The following is a 21,489-nucleotide window of genomic DNA, read 5'->3' as shown; positions in this document are numbered from 1 at the left end:
GTTCCGTATAGTGGTTAATCTTCTTCAGGGATATCAATACCGAGGGCGCGGCAAATAATGGCCTGTCGTGCAAAGAGGCCGTTCTTGGCCTGCTGGAAGTAGTAGGCCTTGGGGCTGTCGTCGACATCCTGGTCGATTTCGTTGACGCGTGGCAGGGGGTGGAGCACCCGCAGGTTATCTTTAGAGCCATCGAGCATGGCGGCGTTGAGATTGTAGAGATTCTTTACCTTCTCATACTCCATTATGTCGGTAAAGCGCTCGCGCTGCACGCGAGTCATGTATATTATGTCGCTCGAGTCGATTATCTCCTTGGAGAAGTCGGTGCTCTCGTTGTAGCGTATGCCCTTGTCGGTACAGAACTGACGATATTCCGGCGGCATCTGCAATTCCTTGCATGCGACGAAATTGAATGTCGGGTTGAAATACTGCATGGCCTCAAGCAGCGAGTGGACGGTGCGTCCGTACTTGAGGTCGCCGACAAGCGTTATGGTAAGGTCGTCGATGCGCCCCTGTGTCTTGTATATTGAGTAGAGGTCGAGCATGGTCTGCGAAGGATGCTGATGGGCTCCGTCGCCGGCGTTGATTACCGGCACCTCTGTAACCTCGGTGGCATAGCGGGCCGCACCCTCCAGATGGTGGCGCATGACAATAAGGTCGGCGTAGTTGCTTACCATCTTTATGGTATCCTTCAGAGTCTCGCCCTTCGACGAGCTGGTAGTGGAAGCATCGGAGAATCCGATTACACGCCCTCCGAGGCGGTTTACAGCGGTCTCGAAACTTAGGCGTGTACGTGTCGACGGCTCAAAAAAGAGCGTCGCCACCACTTTGCCTTGAAGAATACGCTGGTTGGGGTGACTCTCGAAATAACGTGCCTGGCGCAAGAGGCGCAGAATCTCCTCTTTACTGATATCGGAGATGCTTACCAAACTGTTGGGATTCATAGTTGCAAGTGTTGGATTTTCCTCCCCGCAAATTTACTATAATCCCGCGGCACTGCCAAATTTTCCACCCTTCGGTTTGCGCCGACTGTGATTCTTGTTTATTTTTGCGGAAACATATCATTGAGCATGGAAGGATACAGAGTAAAAGGATACAGTGTTCCGGTAAAGCGGTATGTGCGCACACTCACCCTGCGCGACGACTCCGCATTGATAGACGAATACCGCCTGCGCCACTCCCGCGGAGCGATATGGCAGGAGATACTCGACGGCATAAAGGAAGTGGGCATTCTCGAGATGGAGATATACATCAGGGGCACTCTGCTGATAATGATACTTGAGGCACCGGCCGACCTCGACCTCGACGCCGCAATGGAGCGCCTCGCCACACTGCCCCGCCAGCAGGAGTGGGAGGATTATATGGCCATATTCCAGCAGGCGGGCCCCGGCGCCACGTCATCCGACAAATGGCAGCCGATGGAACGCATGTTCCACCTATACGACTGAAGCCTGGATTTCGGAATATCTGTTAAAGATTTTCATAAGTGGGCGCGTTGTAGTAACTTTGCGGTGCATAGTATGCCCTGCGTCATCCGAAGCATCAGATTGCACTGCGGATAGCACCACGGCATATGGCAAACCGATACAGAGATACAATTGGCACGCTCACATATTTACATCGGACTGTCTGTGATTGCCTGCGCCTTGAGCGCGGTAGCTGCGTCGCGCCCTCAGCGGGTCGACGCATCGTTGCCTGTGCCACCGCCTGCGGCCATGTCCGGCAGCCCGACAATACCCGACTCCGACGCAATAGCCGACATACTGAATAATATGCCGGTGCCGGATTCGACACCCGTAGCCCCGCTGCTGCAACGCACTCTTATCAGCGATGTCGACTCCGACTCGCTCGCCGCAGCTGTGATGCCTGCCGGCATCGACACTCCGGCCCGCTCGCTGATACGCCGCGAGAAGGTTGACCTCGACAATGTGGTGAAATTCTCGGCAAGGGACTCCATGATAATGGAAGGACGCAACACGGCATACATGTATGGCGACGCCAAACTCGACTATGGCGACATGAAGCTCGAGGCCGAAAAGGTGTCGATGAACATGGCCAACAGCAATGTGTATGCCGTAGGTCTCCCCGACTCCACCGGCGAGCTCATCGGCACCCCGATATTCACCGACAAGAGCGGAGAATATGAATCGGAGACCATGAGCTACAACTTCAAGAGCCAGCGCGGATTCATCACCAACGTTGTGACCGAGCAGGGCGAGGGATACCTCACCGGCGGACGCACCAAGAAGATGGAAAACGGCGAATACTTCCTGCAGAACGGCCGCTATTCCACCTGCAACGACCACGACAATCCCCACTTCTATTTCCAGCTGACCAAAGCCAAGGTAAAGCCCAAGAGCAATATCGTGACCGGCCCCGCCTATATGGTGCTTGCCGGAGTGCCTCTGCCGCTTGCCGTGCCGTTCGGCTACTTCCCCTTCTCCGAGAAATACTCATCCGGTATCATATTCCCTACATTCGGCGACGACTACAACCGCGGTTTCTATCTGAGCAACGGCGGATACTACTTCGCCATCAACGACAATATCGACCTGGCGCTTACCGGCGAGATATACACCAAAGGCTCGTGGGGACTCACAGCCCAGTCGAGCTATGTGAAGAGATACAAATACAACGGCTCGTTCAACATATCGTATCTCACCACAATATATGGCGAGAAAGGCAATCCCGACTACTCGAAGCAGACCAACTTCCAGGTGTTGTGGAATCACTCGCAGGACTCCAAGGCCAATCCCAACATGTCGCTGTCGGCATCGGTCAACTTCACCTCGTCGGGCTACTCGCGCAACGACCTCAACAGCTACTATTCACCATCATTCACTGAGAATACCAAAAGTTCGACAGTCAACATGACCTACCGTTTCCCCAACTCGAAATGGTCACTGTCGACAACCGCCAACATCGCGCAACGCACATCCGACTCCACGCTCACCGTATCGTTTCCCAACCTTACGGCCTCAATGTCGCAGATATATCCCTTCAAGCGCAAGCGCGCAGTAGGCAAGGAGCGCTGGTACGAGAAAATCAAGTTAAGCTATAGCGGTCAGTTTCAGAACTCCCTGACAGCCAAGCAGGATGTATTCTTCAAGAAGAGCCTCGTAAAGGACTGGCGCAACGGCGCCCGCCACTCGGTGCCGATATCCGCCACATTCAGCGTGTTCAAGTACCTGAATCTTACTCCCTCGTTGCAGCTCAACGACCGAATGTACACCAACAAGGTACGGCGCCAGTGGGACCCCAACGCATCGGCCGAGGTGTGCGACACCACCTACGGATTCTACAACGTGTGGGACTTCCAGGGCTCACTCTCTCTCGACACAAAAATCTACGGTTTCTTCCAACCGATGAAATTTCTCGGCGACAAGGTGAAGATGATACGCCACGTGCTCACTCCCACCATAAGTTTTTCGGGAAATCCCGACTTCGGGTCGCCATTTTTCGGATACTACGGCAAGTATCACTACATGAATTCTCAGGGTGAGATGGTCGAACGCCAGTATTCGATGTTCCCCAACGCCGTGTTCGGAGTGCCAGGCACCGGCCGTTCAGGCTCGGTATCGCTGTCGCTCGCCAATAACCTCGAGATGAAGGTAAAGAGCGATGCCGACTCCACCGGCGAGAAAAAGATATCGCTCATCGAAAACTTCACCGTGTCGCAAAGCTACAACTTCGCAGCCGACTCGATGAACTGGAGCAATATCAACACCTCGCTGATGCTCCGCCTGGTAAAGAACTTCAACCTCAACCTCAACGCCACCTGGGATGTGTATACCTACCAGCTGTCGCCGACAGGCACTCCCGTGCGCGTAAACGTGCCACGCTGGAAAGTAGGAAAAGGTCTCGGACGCCTGTCATCGACCGGCACTTCATTCTCCTACACATTCAACAACAACACTTTCAAGCGCGGCAAAGACAAAGACAAGAATAAAGACAAGAACCGTCGCCGCAAAGGCTCTGACGACGATGACTACGATGACGACTACGACGAGGAGGGCGACAACTTCGCCGGCAACAACGACCGCAGGCGCCGGCGCGGCAACGATGACGACACCGTAGAGATGGGTGCCGACGGATACATGGACTGGAGTGTGCCCTGGAATCTCACATTCAACTACTCCATCAACTACGGATACGGCACCTTTAACAAGAAAAAAATGGAATACGACGGGCGCATCACCCAGAACCTGTCGTTCTCAGGCAACATCCAGCCCACCAAAAACTGGAATTTCGGCTTCTCGGCGTCGTACAATTTCGACACCCACAAGCTCGCCTACATGAACTGCAACATCTCGCGCGACCTCCACTGCTTCACGATGACCGCGAGCTTCGTGCCTGTCGGGCCATACAAAAGCTACAACTTCCATATCTCAGTCAAGTCATCGATGCTCTCCGACCTCAAATACGACAAGCGGTCGTCCTACTCCAACGGCATCACATGGTATTGACGGCCCGGAGACTGCACCCGCAGCACCGCACTCCGATTTTCATATGCCAAAGCATAACGTTTCAGTTTTTTGTTATAACTTTGAGAAAACAACGACAAAGGCAGTATGAAACGTGTTCTCATCATTGGCGCGGGAGGCTTTATCGGCGGATTCATAGCCGAGGAAAGCCTGCGAAGGGGCTACGACACATGGTGTGGCGTAAGACCATCCACATCGCGCCGGTTCCTATCCGACCCGAGACTCCACTTCGTGGAACTTGACTACGACTCACCCGCGGCAATGGCGCGACAGCTTCGCGGCGCACTCCCCGATGGTGAAAAATGGGACTGGATTGTATACAATCTGGGGGCTACCAAAGTAATGGTCTACTCCGACTTCAACCGTATCAACTATCAGTATCTCAGGAATACAATCGAAGCACTGGAGACGGCAGCCATGATGCCGGCACGCTTCCTCTACATGAGCAGTCTGAGTGCGCTCGGGCCCTGCGACGAAAAAAACTACGAGCCTTACCGCGCAGGCATGATTCCATGTCCCGACACCCGCTACGGCACCTCGAAGATAAAGGCAGAGACTGTGCTGGAGACCACTCCCGGACTCGACTGGATAATATTCCGCCCGACAGGAGTATACGGCCCCCACGAGCAGGACTACCTGATGATGGTGAAATGTATCGACCGCCATTGGGACTTCGGTGTAGGATTCCGCAAGCAGCTGCTGACATTCATATACGTAGAGGATCTCGCCACAGCCATATTCGACGCGCTGGAACGCGGCAAGACCGGCAAGAAATACATAATCTCCGAACCGAGAGCCTATACCCAGAAGGAATTTCGCAAGATTGTCGCCGATGCGCTTGGAGGCAAATGGGTGATTCCGGTGCGTCTGCCTCTGTGGATGGCCAAAGTGGCATCGGTGGTAGCCGAAAAATACGGTGTGTTCAAGATGCAGCCATCTACCCTCAACACCGATAAGTATAAGATAATGAAACAGCGCAACTGGAATGCCGACCCCTCGGAGGCTGAAGCCGACTTCGGATTTGTGGCGCAGCACTCACTGACGGATGGCATACGCCTTACGGTAGAGGCCTATCGCCGCGACACCGAGGCGGCCCGTGCGGCTAAAAAGGCCGCCAAAGCAGGGAAAGGAGGAACGGAATGACACCCCCTGAACAGCGCCCTCCGGCATGGTTCACCATAGTAGTGCTGGTGATGATGATTCCGATACTTTTCTACATCCCCCTTGTGATAGGGATGTTCGATACCCCGGGGTCATTTGAGATGGATACCGTAGGCTTTGTAACTCTGTTTTTCCCAATCTACGCGTTGCTCTCAGGCTGGCTTGCCTACCAGTGCTATCCCGAGCGCAAAGAGATAAGCTGGATTCTGCTCGGACTGCTGTTTATATTCTACATCTACGGAATAGTATCTCAGACAATCACAGGCAGCGCAATACCCTAAAGAGATATCAATAACATAAAAACAACATATATGAGCGACAAATATCATCAGCCTGTAGAGGCTTCGACTGTTACTATCGATGACGCCGCAGTAGCTGCGGCAGTCAACAAGATTCTTGACGAGCATTATCAGGAGAACTGCAATACCGAGATATACCGCACACTGTTCAACTGCATCGACCTCACCACACTCGCCACCACCGATTCCCCGGCATCGGTAAGCGACTTCACCGAGAGAGTCAACTCGTTTGAGGACAAGCATCCCGACCTGCCCAACGTTGCAGCCATATGCGTATACCCCAATTTCGCACAGGTGGTACGCGCCGTGCTCGACGTTAGCTCGGTGCGTGTGGCCTGCGTGGCCGGAGCATTCCCTTCGGGACAGTCATTCCCCGAAGTCAAGGTTGCCGAGACAGCCATGGCCGTATCGACCGGAGCCGATGAAATCGACATGGTATTCCCCGTGGGCGACTATCTCGACGGCGACTGGGAGGCTGTAAGCGACGATATCGCTGAAATCAAGGCTGCCTGCGGCGAGGCACACCTCAAGGTAATCCTCGAGACAGGAGCTCTGAAGAGCGCCGAACATATCCGCAATGCGTCAATCCTGTCGATGTACTCGGGCGCCGACTTCATCAAGACCTCAACCGGAAAAGTATACCCCGGCGCCTCGCTCGAAGCTGCCTATGTAATGGCACAGTGCATAAAGGAATACTACGAAAAGACCGGTCGCAAGGTCGGATTCAAGGCAGCCGGAGGCGTGGCCACAACAGAGGATGCCGTGAAGTACTACACCGTTGTAAAGGAAGTACTCGGCGAGGAATGGATGAACAACACCACATTCCGCCTCGGAGCAAGCCGTCTGGCCAACAACCTGCTCAGCGCGCTGCTTGGTAGCGAGACAAAACATTTCTAACCGTCCCTACATTGCCTCCCGACAGGCAATTTCCACAAGGTTTGGAAGACAACGATACTCCTAAGCCAAGGCTTAATACCTACACATTGCCGATAGCGGCCGCCATAATACTGGCGGTGGCTGTCGGCGTGTATTTTTATATCGATCCCTCGACATCACCGATATTTCCAAAATGTCCTTTCAGGGTGATGACCGGACTACAGTGTCCCGGATGCGGATCGCAACGTGCCATTCACGCGCTGCTCCACGGCGACATTATCTCGGCATGGCGGTTCAATGCACTGCTGGTGATATCAGTCCCGGTGCTGGCGGTGATGCTACCCGTACAGTTCATGCGCCGCAGTCGTCCGCAGCTTTATCTCAAAGTATTCTGCACGACCACGATATGGATTACCTTTGCCGTCGTGGTCACATGGTGGATTGCCAGGAATATATGGGGCTGGTAATCTTCTATTGCTGCCGTTCGAAGAGTGCCCGCCTATAGGTATTCATTATCGAGTCGGCCATCGCACGATGACTGAAACGCGCGGTATATTCCTGTCCGAGGCCTACCATTTCAGCCCTAAGCGACGGATTTTCCATAATTCTCAGGGCAGCTTCGGCAAATGCATCGACATCGTCCGGATCGATATATACCGCCCCTGGGCCACCGGCCTCCTCAAGCACCGAGCCGGTACATGCTATGACCGGCGTGCCCGAGTTGATTGACTCGATTACAGGAAGTCCGAACCCCTCGAAACGAGATGTATAAGACGACACCGCAGCCATAGCATACAATGCCGGCAGATGGTCAAAAGGTATCCCCTCCAGACGACGCACACGGTCAGAGAGGCCATGGGCATCGACATAGCGGGCTATTTCGTCGGCATAAGGGGTGGCGCCACCTACGATATAAAGCACAACATCGCTCGGCAGCAAAGAAAGCGCTTTGACTGCAAGCAACTGGTTCTTGCGTGATTCGACTGTGCCCACCGTGATTATATATCGCTCGGGCAGCTGATACTGGCGGTGCACATGCTTAAGTTTCTCCGGCGGTATGGCGGCTCCAAACTGCTCATGACATCCCTGATATATCACATCTATCTTTTCAGCCGGAGTGCCGTAAAATTCCATTATATCGCGCTTGGTACACTCGCTTATCGCAATCACGCGGGTGGCATCGGAGCAGGCTCTCCGAAACTTATAGTCGTATATCCGGCAGTCAATCGGTGTGTAATATTCAGGATAATGACGGAATATGAGGTCGTGGATTGTGACGACAGAAGCCATCGAGGCCGAACGTATATTGAACGGCAGCTCTCCCGAAAGGCCGTGAAACAGCTCACACCCGTCACTCTGAGCCTGGGAGGTCACACCATAGCTGCGCCATATATGACGGGCAAAACGCCCGAATGCAGTAGCAGGAGTAAGAAGTTCCACATTATGATTGGCCAGCACAGGAGTAAGTCGCGGATTGGACCGGCGCACAGGAGCATACAGACGGTAACTGTTGGCCGGATAGTAGCGCGACAGAGAGTCAACAACGAGGCGTGAATAATTGCCAAGACCTGTATTGTTCTGCACGGCACGCTTGCCGTCAAATCCGATTATCATAACTTTAGAGCTTTACGTATTAAGAGCTTGTTTAATAATAAATGTTACCGTCAGGGCGGTCATTCGTCGAGCAGATTTTCGCTTGTGATGAGGGAGTTATGGGGTTCCATAACTCCCGAAGAGCAGGCGGAAAGATGCCGGCCAATGACCGACGGGAGGTAATTTGTTTAATATCGTTGATATATTTTGCATTTTCTCAAAAATCAGCAAGAGATTTAGTGATTATAAAATTACCTTTTGTCTCGTATATCTTGGCCGCTTTTCGCCCTGTTCCTCAGTTGTGTACATAAAGTACACTCCCTCGTCACATATCGAAAATCGTCTCAAGCTATACGACCCTGACGGCAACATTTATTATTAAACAAGCTCTAAAACTGCATGTGGCTGAAGAGATGCCACAGGGTGATACCAGCGCTGACCGATACGTTGAGCGAGTGCTTTGAGCCAAACTGAGGTATCTCGATACAGCAGTCGGCGGCATCGACAACTTCCTGGTCGACACCTTTCACCTCATGTCCGGCAATGATGGCATATCCTTGTCCGGGCTCAACTGTGAATTCCTGCAACGGAACACTCCCTTCCACCTGCTCAAGCACACATATGCGGTAGCCAAGGCCGCGCAGATGAGCCACAGCCTCAAGAGTGCTGTCGAAATGCATCCAGGGCACAGAATCCTCAGCGCCAAGCGCGGTCTTGTGTATCTCGACCGACGGCGGAGTGCCCGACACACCACACAGCACCACCGACGCCACACGGAAAGCGTCGCATGTGCGGAATATAGCGCCAATATTGCTGAGACTCCGTACATTGTCGAGAACCATCACAAGCGGTAGCTTCTCCGCCTTGCGGCATTCCTCAACACTCATACGGTGCAGTTCCCAAATAGTCTTCTTCTTCATATCCGCAAAGTTAATAAACTTCCGCAAATTAAAGCTACGACAGCACGGTCAGTATCTAAGGGGAAGGTCGCCGGTGGCTCCCCAGGTAGAACGGTCAAGATTGCGGTAGGAGATTGCCTCAGCCATGTGATGAATAAGGATTGGGGCTTCGGCTGCCTCATCGACAGGAAGCGACGAGGAGTAGTCGATATCGGCAATGGTGCGGGCAACCTTGCGGATGCGGTCATAAGCGCGGGCCGACATATCGAAGCGCTTCATCGCAGTCTCGAGTACCCGCATGCATTCCCCGTCAAGACGGCAGTACCTGTCGAGCAGCCTGGAGGTCATCTGAGCGTTGCAGTGCACACCCGGCACACTCCTGTAGCGGTGGCTCTGTATGGCTCGAGCGCGGATAACGCGTTCCCGGATAGCTGCGCTCGGCTCGCCCGGGGCAGCCGCCGACAGTTCTTCGAAAGGCACAGGCATAATCTCCACCTGCAGGTCGATACGGTCCATCAGCGGGCCTGATATACGGCCGAGATATTTCGTCACGGCTCCCGGAGGACATGTACACTCCTTTGCAGGGTGGTTGTAGTAGCCGCACGGACATGGATTCATCGACGCTACAAGCATGAATCCGGCCGGATAGTCTATCGAATAACGGGCGCGGGCAATGGTAATGTGACCGTCCTCAAGCGGCTGACGCATCACCTCAAGCACCTGGCGCGAGAATTCCGGGAACTCATCGAGAAAAAGCACACCGTTGTGTGCAAGCGAAATCTCGCCGGGCATGGGATTGGCGCCTCCACCCACAAGGGCTACGGGCGAAATCGTGTGGTGCGGCGCACGGAACGGACGCGTGGTCATGAGCATGGAACCTCGCTTGAGCTTGCCCGCGACGGAATGTATCTTGGTAGTCTCGAGCGCCTCCTGAAGGGTAAGCGGAGGGAGTATCGACGGCAGACGTTTGGCCATCATCGACTTGCCGGCACCGGGCGCTCCGACGAGGAGTATGTTGTGACCGCCGGCACATGCTACCTCAAAGGCTCGCTTTACATTTTCCTGACCCTTTACCTCCGAAAAATCGCAGTCAAAATCAGACTGCGCCCTCCCGAATTCCTCGCGAGTGTTTATCACAGTGGGCTGAAGCTCGCATGTGCCGTCGAAAAAGCCTGTCACCTCGCGCAGATTCTCCACGCCATATACCTCGAGATTGTTGACCACCGCCGCTTCGGTGACATTGGCCTTAGGCAGAATGAGCCCCTTGAACCCGAGTTCGCGCGCCTTTATGGCCATAGGCAGAGCGCCCCGTATGGGGAGCACCGAGCCGTCGAGCGACATTTCGCCCATAATCATGTAGCGCGACATGTCATCACCCTTGATCTGCTCTGAGGCGGCAAGTATGCCGAGGGCTATCGGCAGGTCGTAGGCCGCGCCCTCCTTACGGACATCGGCAGGCGACATATTGACCACAACAGCCCTATGGGGCCACTTCATGCCACATTGGGCCAAAGCGGTCTGCACGCGCTGGAAACTCTCTTTCACGGCTGCGTCGGGGAGTCCGACAAGATTGAATCCGACACCCTGGTGCACCGACACCTCGATAGTGACCACTATAGCGTCGATACCCTGAACGGCAGCCCCATAGGTCTTTATTAGCATGGCAATTTAAGGTTTCATTTGTTTCAAATTATATATTGCGGGCATGGATGCGTCCGCGCAGGGAGTCGACCGCGACAGAGATATCAGTTCCCCGGTATACCTGCACCCCGAGGCTGTCGCAGAGTATCCAGTAAGGCAGACGCGGAATATCCAGAAGTGCAAATGTAGGATTGGCCGGACCGCCGGGCACCCACACCTGCGCCCAGGCCGTAGTGTCGGCTCGCCAGTTGCGCTTCCATACCGCAGTGTCAGACGCCATGGATATCTCTACCACCTGTATGCGGCGCTTGGGCAGACTGTCGACAAGACGGTGCATCACAGGAGCCACCATGTCGCGCCGCTCGCCCGGAGCTCCCGAGAAATACAGCATCGAATAGCTGGCACGCCCGGGATAGAAATTCTCATGCATGCCCTTCGCGTTATAGAGATTGAACGAACGCACCTTCTCCTCGATTGCGGCTGTATTGAGGCGCGATACCATACGACGGTAAGACGACACGAGGGCGTCGGGACGCGCCTCGGGCGAAATCAGAGCAAAGATGCTGTCGGCCCGCGACTCTCCGTCGACCGCGTAATATTGTGTGAGCATCAGCGCCGCCGACTGTATGTCGCTCTTGTGGGAGTCGACATAATCGAGAATCAGGCGGTTGGCTCGGGCATGATTGCCCGAGCGGAGCTGTTCGTGGTTCTCGCGCAAAAACTTCGCCCACTCTTCGGTAGGCTTATTGCCCTTGACCTGTATGTTGTAGGGGTTGTCGACATCAAACACACATTTAAGCGTCTGGCCGTTGCGCACGAGCATCCGGGCTATCAGGCGTCCGTCGGTAGTAGTCAGATGAGCGAGGGTATAGTCCTTCGAGGCTCCCTCGACCGAAAACTTCCCGTCGATAGCCTGGATTGTCTCTGTATGCAGACCGTTGCCCGACTCGTAGATAAGTTGCAGGCCGCGGGTGCCCAGCCCGTCTACCACCCCTTCCACCCGGAAGCGGTCATCATCACCGCATGCCCAAAGCATGCCGCACACTATCAATATCAGTAATATACGTATGTTGCGTACCATATCGGACAAAGATACAGAAAGTATGGCAAACTTATCGGAAAACGGGCCATTTTTTATATCACCTCCCATCTACATACTCTTAGTACCAAAAAAATCTACTTTTGTAAAATCAACATAGCCTTAAAGTTTGTTAACTTTGTAGCGGACTCACGTCCGGCAGCATCCCCACTCACATTTATCCGTTATCAATAGTGCTAAGATATCTCCTACATACCGTATCTATATTATTCCTGCTTGTCATATCAGGAATGCAGAGTGCCCATGCCCAGATAATTTCACCCTCGAAAGAGGATGTACTCAATGTCGACAGCGTAAAACAGGCATTTGAGGACGCACCATATTTCAGCCTGTACAAGGACAATTACTTCATATTCGGTCCGTCGGTAGGTCCGAGACCGACACGCACCAACACCAACGTGAAGTTTCAGATATCGGTAGCGCAGCGTCTTACCAGAAGCACGCTCCCGGGAGGTGCGTATCTATATCTGTTTTACACACAGAAATGTTTCTGGAACGTGCTTGAGAAGTCGTTTCCGATGACCGACCTCAACTTCAACCCGGGTATAGGAGTCACGCGCCCGCTATTCGTAAAAAACCGGTTCATCGGCAAAATCACCCTTGTCCTTGAGCATGAAAGCAACGGCCGCGACTCCACACAGAGCCGTTCGTGGAACCGCCTGTCGCTTGCCGCCAACATGCTTATCGACCCCAAGATTATGATCTACGGCAAGTTCTGGATACCGTTTATCGACGGTGAGAACAACCGCGACCTCCTCGACTATGTAGGCATATACTCATTCGGCATAAGCTACATGCCCTTCAACCACCGGTTTGCAGCCACACTGCTTGTCACTAAACGAAAAGGCTGGAACTTCAACTACAACACCGTGTTTGAGATGAGCTACAAAATCGGGCGGCGCACCAACCAGTATCTGTTCCTCCAGTACTACAACGGCTACGGCGAGGGTCTGCTCGACTACAAGCAGTTTAAATCGCAACTCCGCGTCGGCTTCGTAATCCGCCCGCGATTCTTCAGCGACTATTAAGGTCGTTATCCAATTGCTCTCTTTGTTTAATGTATTGACAAAAACGGAGTTCTGCAACACTGCATAAACTTGAAATAATACTGAGAGTCATATGCATCTGTCTGTTCGGTACCGCTCTATATATCATACATTCGATGATATAGTCCCGACCGTATAATCGGCATTGACTATAACGTGGAACATCACCACCGGGCAAGTCGCACATAATACACACACATAATAATGCGGGTAGATTTCCGTTAAAGCGGTAAATATGCTAACTTTGTAGATACAGTATAAACCGTAGTCTATGCCGACAAATCAACCCGACGAACTTACTACAGGCTCAATGAAGCCGGAGAAAAATAGTATTGCAGGCAACCTCATCAAATACGGCATACCGCTGGTAATCACCGTAGGACTGTGCTGGCTGCTGTTTCACAACATCAACTTCTCGGAGATGATGGAAATCATACGCCGCGACTGCAACTTCTGGTGGATTGGTCTGGCGCTTGTAATCAGCATCTTCTCCCACGTGTTCCGCGCCATGCGCTGGCGCATACAGCTGCGTGCCCTCAACATCAACGCTTCGCTCTGGGACACCACGCTCAGTATCTTCGGCACATATGCCGTCAATCTCGTATTCCCGCGCCTGGGCGAGGTATGGCGCACGGGCTACATCGCTCAGAAGGAGAAGGCATCGTTTACCACCGTGTTCGGCTCGATGGTAGCCGACCGATTGGCCGATACGGTGACAGTGCTGCTGCTCACACTGGCCACATTCATCATCGCCCACAAGCAGATAATGCTCTACCTGTCGCAGAACGGCGACACCTACCGACACATGGCCGAGCTGCTCTCATCTCCCTGGCTATGGGCCGGACTGATAGCCGCATGCGCCGCCGTGTGGTGGGGCCTGTGGCAATTCCGCTACAACAGCCATGTCAGCAAGCTCCTCGACCTACTGCGCAATCTCTGGGAAGGTTTTTCGGTAATCCTGAGCATGCCCCACAAAGGACGCTGGCTCCTCCTTACACTCGCCGTGTGGGGATGCTATTTCATGCAGCTCTATGTGGCGTTTTTCTCATTTCCGCTCACTACCGATGTAGCCGTGCAGTATGGCGCTACAGCAGTGCTGGTATGCTTTGTGCTGTCGAGCATATCGATGGGAGTGCCCTCCAACGGCGGCATAGGTCCCTGGCAGTGGGCCATCATATTCGGGCTTAAGCTATACAGCGACAACATCCCGGGCCTTACCGAAGAGTATGCCGGCTCATTTGCCAATCTTGTAATGGGCATGCAGACTCTGCTGCTCATCGTGCTCGGCCTGTTTACCTTCGCCGCGATATCAATCGGCCGGAAAAAAGCGTAATCCACCCGACAAGCCGCTGACAATACCGATGCCCGGATTGTTGTAATCTTAACATTGATTTTTCGACATGCACTTCGACTTCGATACAAAACCCGACAACTTCACACGCGACGAGGAAAAGCTCATCCAGGAGGAAGAAAAAGTAATGGTCGACGGCGTCAATGCCGACGGACGTCCTACAATATCGTTCAACCGCGATGAAGGCAACCCCACAGAGACTCCGCCACAGAAACCGCCACGACACAAAAGCAGCCGTGCACGCGTCATACTCTGGTGGACAATATGCATTGTGACCGTAGTGCTGGTGGCAGCATTCTGGATACGATACTTCAATCCCTACAGTGTCGGAGCCCAGGAACGCGGATATGTAAACCATCTGGAGTGCCGCGGATTCATTTTCAAGACCTGGGAAGGGGATTTGCTTGTGTCCAATGCGCTGGCCGACTCGATACGACCCTACATGCGCGACTTTGACTTCTCCGTAGAGAACAACAGTGTGGCCGACGACCTGATGCGATACAAGCATTCCGCCCAGGAAGTAGTGGTCACCTTCAAGCGGTATCTCGGCATCCTACCCTGGCGCGGCGAGCACAAGTATATCATCACATCGGTACAGCCGGTTAGCGGCAACTCAGATGCCGCTCTACACCGTCCGGTAGTACAGGAAACGACTCCGCCGGCCGAAGAGGCGGAAACTACCCCTAAAGCAAACGGGAATACCGCTACTGCCCCTGACACTACCGCACTCCCCACAGCAGCAGCCGGCGTCTAAGAGAATGTTTGAATTTAACTTTATGAAATCTCTAAACATTCTCGGAAATCCTCTCTAACATAAGTCAAATCCAAACATTCTCTAAGCCCCGGGGATTAGACTATATCGCACACATATTGTTCAAAAAGTCGAAAATTAAGACTAAAGTATTGCAAATTTTGCCATATATTCTCAATTTTGGCAAAATTTGGCTTTATGAATAAGAAGATAGGACCCATTTCCCTCAGCGATATCCGCAGATTCGGCAGCGAATTCAGCTCACTCGGCCAGGAGTATATACTCGCACGTGTCGAACCGGGCGACTTCAGTTCAGCCGACATAATCTCGCCCTGGCGATTCGACGGTGTGACCATCGTGCTGATGCTTAATGCCTCAGGCAGCGTGACCATAAACCTTGAGACACTCGAGGTGCCGAGATACTCGATAATGGTAATCGATGAGACAATGCCCGTCAATCTCCACTGCGATGACGTATCTGACATGGAGGCATATCTCCTGTTTCTCTCCAAGGACTTTCTGGAGAGCGTAAATATCGACACAAATGCCATCGGACGCCATCCGTTCCATCCGGAAAACTCACCGGTGCTGAAACTGTCGGAAGAAAACACCGCACTGATTCAAAAATACCTCGGACTACTCCGCGACAATGCCGAAATGCCCGATGAAAGCCACTACCGCATCAGCATCGCACGCAATCTCATAGCCAACATATTCTACATATTGCTCGAGATTGAACGACAAAACCGCAACAACAGCGATGACGCAGACAAAGCCCCGCGCTCTCGCCGCATAAATTATGTGACCGACTTCCTGAGGCTCGTCCGACAGAATTTCCGCGAACAACGTTCCGTCGGATATTACGCCGACCGACTGTACATCACCCCCAAATATCTATCACTGGTAATAAAGGAAACCACCGGACGCAGCGCAGCCCAATGGATAGGGCGCCATGTAATCATCGAAGCCAAAAACCTCCTGCGGTTCTCCGGCAAAAATATTCAGCAGATAGCCTATGAACTGAATTTCCCCAACCAGTCATCGTTCGGCAAATATTTCAAGCACAACACAGGGATGTCACCCTCCGAGTTTCAGAAATCATAAGACATCATTAACATTATTTCACATAGGACACGTAAACTTTCATATACCTACGCTATCTTATAATATATAAGACCCGATACAATCATGATATCCGCCATGGATTGGAGATTGTCATTGACAGGGGTCTGCAGCAAACCGAATCAAACTTTTCCATTAACAACCACCAAACTCATGACACCGCTATTCCGCAACATCGCAATCGGCACATTATGCGCCATGCTCTCAGCCTGCCCTCTGTATATGGAAGCGCAGTACCACTCGGGACGCGGTGGTGGAAACCACACATCGCAATCATCACCCTCCAGGTCAAACGGAAAAGAAGGCAGAAAGCCTTCGGCACCCAACGGTAAGTCGCAGTACGGCAATTTCCGCCCCGGAGGCAACAATAACAACTCCGGGCGCCCAAAGGAACCCGGCGTGCGCCCCGGCGGCAACGGCAATCACAATAATAACCACCAGGGCGTAAGACCTCCATCAGGCAACAACCACAACAATCAAGGCATGCGCCCCGGCAACGGACACAACAGACCCGACAGACACCCGGGCCCCGGAGCCGGACCACAAAACAACCATCGTCCATCCGCTCCACAGCATCCGCAGCCGGGCCATAACTGGCGGCCATCAGCCGGCAACAACAATCATCGCCCCGGGCCTGGCATACCTCCTCCCCATCGGCCCGGCAATGCACACCGCCCGACACCTCCCGGACATGGTATGCATCACGGTCACTGGGGTCCCCCACCCATGCGCCCACATCGCCCGGTAGTACGCCCATGGCACCGACCGATACCTCCCGGCGGATGGCGTCCGCGTCCTTCGGCCCCGGCATTGTCGACAATCCTCGGCATAACATTCGGCACAGCCCTTAATCTGTCGCTGACCACATTGGTCAACAATGGATATTATATCGACGGATACGCCAACAACACCGTGTATCTCCGCGATGTGAATTCATACAACTACCTATGGCCCGACGCCACTCTCTACTACTCCAACGGAGGCATGAACAGGTCGGAATTCCTGTATTCCACCCCCTACCCCGACCCTATGCGCTACAACAACCTGTACAACAACTTCATCGGCATATACGGCGCTCCGGTCAACTATGTAAACAACGGCACCTCGCTCAGCGCCACATGGTTTGCACCCAACAGGGGATACATAACCCTGCAATATGCTCCCCAATATGCCCTCGGAGGCCAGTTGCGCTACTTCACTACCCTGACTCTCGGGCTATAACCACCCCGCACTGAAGCATCCGGGAGGTGACTTACAGAAACCACGCAAAAACTCCAAGCCCCATACCGATTAAGCTGTTTTTGAGCTTAACCGGTATGGTCTTAGAGCTTGTTTAATAATAAATGTTACCACCAGGGTGGTAACATTTATTATTAAACAAGCTCTAAACTTTTAAATTGACGGTTTTGTTAAAATAATGCACTAAAAATCCGTAAAAGTTCGTAAATTCGCAGCATAAAGCCATACACATGCAACTATTGTGTACCGCCAGACCTGAATAAAACAGATATTGTCCAACTATAAAATCATAAAACAATGAACATCGACACTATCGGCTACAATGCCGGACTCGTATGGAATGCACTTAACGAAGTTGAGGCCATCGGACTGGTACAGCTTCGCAAAGTAACAAAACTTAAGGACAAAGAGCTGATGCTCGCCCTCGGATGGCTCGCACGCGAAGACAAGCTCGTCATCGCTGATGATGAGAACGGTAAGAATATTATCGTATCTCTCGCCCAGAAATAATCTCTCCACCACTACAGCAAAATGCCGCTGACGGAACCACAAGCCGGTACCGTCAGCGGCATTATCGTTAATAGCCGCTTATCTATGCAGACGGTCGGAAACCAGCCGCTGTGTGAAATCCTGCAAATAGGCTTTCGCATAAGTAATCATCGAATCGGCCATGATAGCGACATCCAGGTCGTAGGTGGTATCAAGCGGATATTCAAGCGCCTCATCGACAGTGATATCGTATATAGCCAACGGTTTATCGCCGTTACCGTCCCATTTTACAAGGAGCCGGGGTGATATTATATGATACACGTTATTCCCTTTATATATGGCATAATGAGGTTCGGCAGCAGACATATGCAGGATATCCCGTCCCATTGACACATATGGCTCGTCGTATCCGAGCAGTCCGAGTATCATAGCACCCGTATCTACCTGCGACATCACTCTGTCGGCAATCTCACCGGGTGGTGCAATCTCACCCGACGGATCGTAAACAATCATCGGCACAGAGGAGTACAGCCATGGTGTGTCGTATATTGTGCCATGCAAATCCCGGCAACCGTGGTCACCGGTAATTACAAACAGGGTATTCCCATACCAAGGCTGTTCACGCGCATTATCAAAGAAATAGCACAGCGAGCGGTCGACATACTCCATAGCCCTCTCCATCGAACCTTCGGGACTCTTGTATCCATCAGTACGCCAATATTCCGGCACACGAAACGGAGCATGGCTCGACAACGTAAACCAGCAGGCCATCCATGGCGCAGACATGTGCGACAAATCAGTGGCCACATAACGGGCCATAGCATGGTCATAGATTCCCCATACTCCATCGAAATCGCGGTCGTCGGCATAAGTCTCTCTGTCGGCCACGCTCTGCATGCCCATCATCACAGCCATCTGGTCGATAGCGAAGGAGCCATGATTGCTCCCGCAATAATATTTTGTGGCATACCCTTTGCGACGCAGCAGAGCCGGCATCGCATCGACAGTGTTGCTCTCATATGGCGAGCCCATATAGATGAACGGCTCAAACATCGGAAACCCGCCGAGTATCGCGGCCATCCCCTCGTTGCTGCGACGTCCGGTAGTAAAATTATAGCGCACGACAAGCGACTCCGTCGACAGAGAGTCAAGAAAGGGCATAAGCCCTCGGGGAGCAGCACCCGAGGCATTGTTCAGACGGTCAATCCAATGTTGTCCGCAACTTTCAATCACGATAAGCATGACATTGCGACACGACATATCACGTCCGGCGACCTGAGCGATATCATAATCGGGACGAAGTGAGGCGAGCTCCTCAGCCGTAAAATACGCAGGTACCTCCAACGGTTTATCCTTCAGCGAATGAATGATGTTGAACGGAGTATTCAACACAATATTCATCTCGTCGAGCCGCTCCACCCCTCGGGCTGCATCGGCCGGCTTCAGGCACTTGCCTACAATGCTGACGCGACCGCGCATACATAACACCATCACTGCGACAACCCCAATAAATACACCGGCACGCATCAGGCCGGTAAGGATATTGGAAGATAGCGACGGGAGTCCGGCCGGGCGCACCCTCCGGTAGAGCCATACCATGAGCAGGACTACACCTGCCGCCATAGCAAACGCCCACCAGTAATCAACCGCATATGACAGGAATATCCTTCCGATATTCGAATCAGTACAGAAACTCTTTATCGCCGCAAAGCGCATACGCGACCCTTGAAATGGAAACATAGCCACATCCCCAAGGTTTATGCAGAGCAACAGACTGTTACATGTGATGTAAACAATGTCGGTAGCAAGCAGCCACCCTCTCGATGCAACGAACGGCGCCGGAATAAACCGCATCACCACAAAAAGAGCATTAAAATAGGCCCATGCCGAGAGATCAAACGGTATACCGTGCCACATGAGCCGACACATATAGCCAATACCCATACCGGACAGATGCCAGTTGTAGGCTATAAACGCTACACGCGACAGCCAAAACAGGACAAATGTCACCGCACACTGCCACAACGTAGCAGTCCATATATTACACGAAATACGTCGAATACGCAGCATAGCGATTCATATCAGAAACGCGCGCCGACAGTAAGAGAAAGCGACATGTTGGAATTGAAGAAAGTATATGCCTCTCCAAGATAAAACGCTCCGTCAAACCGTCCGGTGAGCGATGAAAAAAGAGCCTTGTGATTGTAGACAAACGAGAACAGCAGCTTCATATTGGTAGCAAACATGTCCTTACGTCCGTCGGAACTTTCGCGAAACACATGCTTGTAGCCTATCGAAGGGAGTGTCGTGATATTGAACAGCCACTTACGCGGAGTGAGCACACAGTTGTAGCCATACCCGACAATAATATTATAGTCGGCATAGTTGAACTTATAGTCCATACGCCCTTCCGGCACAAAGTCAAGCATATCCGCCGGGAGTGAACTGAAATTGATGCCTACATCCTGCCGCTCGTAATTGATACCGCATATAAGTGTGCCGGCGCTCTTGAGCTGATACTTGCTGTAGCAATATGCCGCGGCATGCGAATAACGACGGTGGTTGAAGAAGTAATAGCCGTCGATTGTGGTTGATTTCTGGCGGACATCGTTGAAATCCTGCGATATATGATGCCCGTCATTATAATTCCCGAAGTTCATTATAGTCACACCGCCCCCTGTCGACTGACGTGTATAGCGCAATGTGAACAGCGCGCAGGTAAAATTCCAGTCAAAATTGCGGCGCTGCGCCACCGGATGCCTGAAAAGCTCGTTGGCATTAAAGGTATAGCTGAGACCCACAGCCATAAAGTTGATACTCGGGCCAAGGTCGCTGTAGACATTGCTCAGCATACGCACATTGAGATTCTCAGGGAAAAACAGAGCATAACTCTGGGCCCAGTTGTGACTGTTGAGATATAGTTTCCAGTTTTTACCCGTACCTACCACATATTCCGGGTCATAGCTGTTGAACGTGCGGTCGCCCCAATTATACACATTGAGGCAGAATCTCATAAACTTAGGATAATTGATACCGGGGTCATTGATTCTGAACCCGTTGGCAAACAGCTGCTTCACCCAGTTCTGCTGATAGTAGTCGGGTCCCCACTTAGGATGGCCGCATGCGGTGTCAAGAGTATCGGCAGGATGTATCTCCAGACCCGACAACCCTGTATCGGACGCAGTATCCGACTCTGAAGCACAGACATCAGGACCGACAGCCAAAGCTACCGACCACAACGCGACAATGCTGAAAACTATACGATGGAGCATATCGTGTAAAATAATGGTGCAAAATTAAGAAATTTTGCACCACTGTTCAAATCATTAACTATCTGAAATAGCCGTTATATCGACAATAATATTCATTAAGAGCTTGTTTAATAATAAATGTTACCGTCAGGGCGGTCAATCGTCGAGCATATTTTCGCTTGTGATGAGGG

The 21,489-nt window shown here is 52.4% G+C and carries 19 protein-coding genes; 12 read left to right on the top strand and 7 right to left on the bottom strand.

Going from position 1 to position 21,489, the window contains the following annotated elements; translation table 11 throughout:
• Nucleotides 1–14: 14 nt before the first annotated feature.
• The gene (gene pyrB / locus K2I50_RS03995; RefSeq protein ID WP_301024948.1) at nucleotides 15–941 is read right to left on the bottom strand and encodes an aspartate carbamoyltransferase; all 927 of its coding nucleotides are present in this window, start codon (nucleotides 939–941) and stop codon (nucleotides 15–17) included.
• 126 nt (nucleotides 942–1,067) lie between these two features.
• Here pyrB and K2I50_RS03990 point away from each other — a divergent pair, with 126 nt between their 5' ends.
• The 6 genes from K2I50_RS03990 (at nucleotide 1,068) to K2I50_RS03965 (ending at nucleotide 7,284) form a co-directional block, all read left to right on the top strand.
• On the top strand, nucleotides 1,068–1,445 hold the full coding sequence (locus tag K2I50_RS03990; RefSeq protein ID WP_301024947.1) for an L-rhamnose mutarotase: 378 nt from the start codon (nucleotides 1,068–1,070) through the stop codon (nucleotides 1,443–1,445).
• A gap of 150 nt (nucleotides 1,446–1,595) precedes the next feature.
• On the top strand, nucleotides 1,596–4,463 hold the full coding sequence (locus tag K2I50_RS03985) for a putative LPS assembly protein LptD (protein ID WP_301024946.1): 2,868 nt from the start codon (nucleotides 1,596–1,598) through the stop codon (nucleotides 4,461–4,463).
• Between the two features lie 105 nt (nucleotides 4,464–4,568).
• Entirely contained in the window at nucleotides 4,569–5,624 is a 1,056-nt protein-coding gene (locus tag K2I50_RS03980; RefSeq protein ID WP_301024945.1) for an NAD-dependent epimerase/dehydratase family protein, read from the top strand.
• On the top strand, nucleotides 5,621–5,923 hold the full coding sequence (locus tag K2I50_RS03975) for a hypothetical protein (RefSeq protein WP_301024944.1): 303 nt from the start codon (nucleotides 5,621–5,623) through the stop codon (nucleotides 5,921–5,923). Before K2I50_RS03980 ends, K2I50_RS03975 begins: the two co-directional genes overlap by 4 nt.
• Nucleotides 5,924–5,953: 30 nt before the next feature.
• Nucleotides 5,954–6,838: a deoxyribose-phosphate aldolase gene (gene deoC / locus K2I50_RS03970; protein ID WP_301024943.1), complete on the top strand. Its 885-nt coding sequence runs from the start codon at nucleotides 5,954–5,956 to the stop codon at nucleotides 6,836–6,838.
• A gap of 41 nt (nucleotides 6,839–6,879) precedes the next feature.
• A complete protein-coding gene (locus K2I50_RS03965) occupies nucleotides 6,880–7,284 on the top strand; it encodes a DUF2752 domain-containing protein (protein ID WP_301024942.1) in 405 nt (134 codons plus the stop codon).
• Between the two features lie 4 nt (nucleotides 7,285–7,288).
• Here the strand turns inward: K2I50_RS03965 and K2I50_RS03960 are convergent, their stop codons facing one another.
• The 4 genes from K2I50_RS03960 to K2I50_RS03945 all read right to left on the bottom strand — a co-directional run bounded on the left by K2I50_RS03960 (nucleotide 7,289) and on the right by K2I50_RS03945 (nucleotide 12,031).
• Nucleotides 7,289–8,431, bottom strand: coding sequence for a glycosyltransferase family 4 protein (locus K2I50_RS03960; protein WP_301024941.1), 1,143 nt, complete (start codon nucleotides 8,429–8,431; stop codon nucleotides 7,289–7,291).
• Nucleotides 8,432–8,799: 368 nt separating this feature from the next.
• Nucleotides 8,800–9,330 (bottom strand): RNA methyltransferase, encoded by a 531-nt coding sequence (locus K2I50_RS03955; RefSeq protein ID WP_301024940.1) that lies wholly within the window; start codon nucleotides 9,328–9,330, stop codon nucleotides 8,800–8,802.
• A 48-nt stretch (nucleotides 9,331–9,378) separates the two neighbouring features.
• Entirely contained in the window at nucleotides 9,379–10,971 is a 1,593-nt protein-coding gene (locus tag K2I50_RS03950) for a YifB family Mg chelatase-like AAA ATPase (protein ID WP_301024939.1), read from the bottom strand.
• 28 nt (nucleotides 10,972–10,999) lie between these two features.
• Nucleotides 11,000–12,031 carry a DUF4369 domain-containing protein gene (locus tag K2I50_RS03945; protein WP_301024938.1) on the bottom strand — a complete coding sequence of 344 codons (1,032 nt, stop codon included), beginning with the start codon at nucleotides 12,029–12,031 and terminating at the stop codon, nucleotides 11,000–11,002.
• 191 nt (nucleotides 12,032–12,222) lie between these two features.
• Between K2I50_RS03945 and K2I50_RS03940 the strand changes: the two genes are divergently transcribed.
• From K2I50_RS03940 to K2I50_RS03915, 6 genes are all read left to right on the top strand, one after another.
• Nucleotides 12,223–13,077, top strand: coding sequence for a phospholipase A (locus K2I50_RS03940; protein ID WP_301024937.1), 855 nt, complete (start codon nucleotides 12,223–12,225; stop codon nucleotides 13,075–13,077).
• A 289-nt stretch (nucleotides 13,078–13,366) separates the two neighbouring features.
• Nucleotides 13,367–14,428, top strand: coding sequence for a lysylphosphatidylglycerol synthase transmembrane domain-containing protein (locus K2I50_RS03935; protein ID WP_301024936.1), 1,062 nt, complete (start codon nucleotides 13,367–13,369; stop codon nucleotides 14,426–14,428).
• 67 nt (nucleotides 14,429–14,495) lie between these two features.
• A complete protein-coding gene (locus K2I50_RS03930) occupies nucleotides 14,496–15,200 on the top strand; it encodes a hypothetical protein (protein WP_301024935.1) in 705 nt (234 codons plus the stop codon).
• A 195-nt stretch (nucleotides 15,201–15,395) separates the two neighbouring features.
• Entirely contained in the window at nucleotides 15,396–16,301 is a 906-nt protein-coding gene (locus K2I50_RS03925; protein WP_301024934.1) for a helix-turn-helix domain-containing protein, read from the top strand.
• A 171-nt stretch (nucleotides 16,302–16,472) separates the two neighbouring features.
• Nucleotides 16,473–17,540: a hypothetical protein gene (locus K2I50_RS03920; RefSeq protein WP_301024933.1), complete on the top strand. Its 1,068-nt coding sequence runs from the start codon at nucleotides 16,473–16,475 to the stop codon at nucleotides 17,538–17,540.
• 315 nt (nucleotides 17,541–17,855) lie between these two features.
• Nucleotides 17,856–18,068 (top strand): winged helix-turn-helix domain-containing protein, encoded by a 213-nt coding sequence (locus K2I50_RS03915; protein WP_301024932.1) that lies wholly within the window; start codon nucleotides 17,856–17,858, stop codon nucleotides 18,066–18,068.
• A 78-nt stretch (nucleotides 18,069–18,146) separates the two neighbouring features.
• Here the strand turns inward: K2I50_RS03915 and K2I50_RS03910 are convergent, their stop codons facing one another.
• Both K2I50_RS03910 and K2I50_RS03905 read right to left on the bottom strand, forming a co-directional pair.
• The gene (locus tag K2I50_RS03910; protein ID WP_301024931.1) at nucleotides 18,147–20,117 is read right to left on the bottom strand and encodes an LTA synthase family protein; all 1,971 of its coding nucleotides are present in this window, start codon (nucleotides 20,115–20,117) and stop codon (nucleotides 18,147–18,149) included.
• Between the two features lie 11 nt (nucleotides 20,118–20,128).
• Complete coding sequence (locus K2I50_RS03905; RefSeq protein WP_301024930.1) at nucleotides 20,129–21,319, bottom strand: DUF4421 domain-containing protein; 1,191 nt, start codon at nucleotides 21,317–21,319, stop codon at nucleotides 20,129–20,131.
• Nucleotides 21,320–21,489 lie beyond the last annotated feature (170 nt).

This window comes from Muribaculum sp. (assembly GCF_029051885.1).
Taxonomy (GTDB): domain Bacteria; phylum Bacteroidota; class Bacteroidia; order Bacteroidales; family Muribaculaceae; genus Muribaculum.
The sequence above is the reverse complement of the archived record's forward strand: the minus strand, read 5'-3'. Positions and strand labels throughout refer to the sequence as shown.

Bases quoted from the DNA above. Each gene is read 5' to 3' on its own strand.
- K2I50_RS03975 (WP_301024944.1), top strand. From the start codon at position 5,621: ATGACACCCCCTGAACAGCGCCCTCCGGCATGGTTCACCATAGTAGTG.
- K2I50_RS03925 (WP_301024934.1), top strand. From the start codon at position 15,396: ATGAATAAGAAGATAGGACCCATTTCCCTCAGCGATATCCGCAGATTC.
- K2I50_RS03980 (WP_301024945.1), top strand. From the start codon at position 4,569: ATGAAACGTGTTCTCATCATTGGCGCGGGAGGCTTTATCGGCGGATTC.
- K2I50_RS03955 (WP_301024940.1), bottom strand. From the start codon at position 9,330: ATGAAGAAGAAGACTATTTGGGAACTGCACCGTATGAGTGTTGAGGAA.
- K2I50_RS03910 (WP_301024931.1), bottom strand. From the start codon at position 20,117: ATGCTGCGTATTCGACGTATTTCGTGTAATATATGGACTGCTACGTTG.
- K2I50_RS03915 (WP_301024932.1), top strand. From the start codon at position 17,856: ATGAACATCGACACTATCGGCTACAATGCCGGACTCGTATGGAATGCA.
- K2I50_RS03935 (WP_301024936.1), top strand. From the start codon at position 13,367: ATGCCGACAAATCAACCCGACGAACTTACTACAGGCTCAATGAAGCCG.
- K2I50_RS03990 (WP_301024947.1), top strand. From the start codon at position 1,068: ATGGAAGGATACAGAGTAAAAGGATACAGTGTTCCGGTAAAGCGGTAT.
- K2I50_RS03930 (WP_301024935.1), top strand. From the start codon at position 14,496: ATGCACTTCGACTTCGATACAAAACCCGACAACTTCACACGCGACGAG.
- K2I50_RS03920 (WP_301024933.1), top strand. From the start codon at position 16,473: ATGACACCGCTATTCCGCAACATCGCAATCGGCACATTATGCGCCATG.
- K2I50_RS03945 (WP_301024938.1), bottom strand. From the start codon at position 12,031: ATGGTACGCAACATACGTATATTACTGATATTGATAGTGTGCGGCATG.
- deoC (WP_301024943.1), top strand. From the start codon at position 5,954: ATGAGCGACAAATATCATCAGCCTGTAGAGGCTTCGACTGTTACTATC.
- K2I50_RS03960 (WP_301024941.1), bottom strand. From the start codon at position 8,431: ATGATAATCGGATTTGACGGCAAGCGTGCCGTGCAGAACAATACAGGT.
- K2I50_RS03905 (WP_301024930.1), bottom strand. From the start codon at position 21,319: ATGCTCCATCGTATAGTTTTCAGCATTGTCGCGTTGTGGTCGGTAGCT.
- K2I50_RS03950 (WP_301024939.1), bottom strand. From the start codon at position 10,971: ATGCTAATAAAGACCTATGGGGCTGCCGTTCAGGGTATCGACGCTATA.
- pyrB (WP_301024948.1), bottom strand. From the start codon at position 941: ATGAATCCCAACAGTTTGGTAAGCATCTCCGATATCAGTAAAGAGGAG.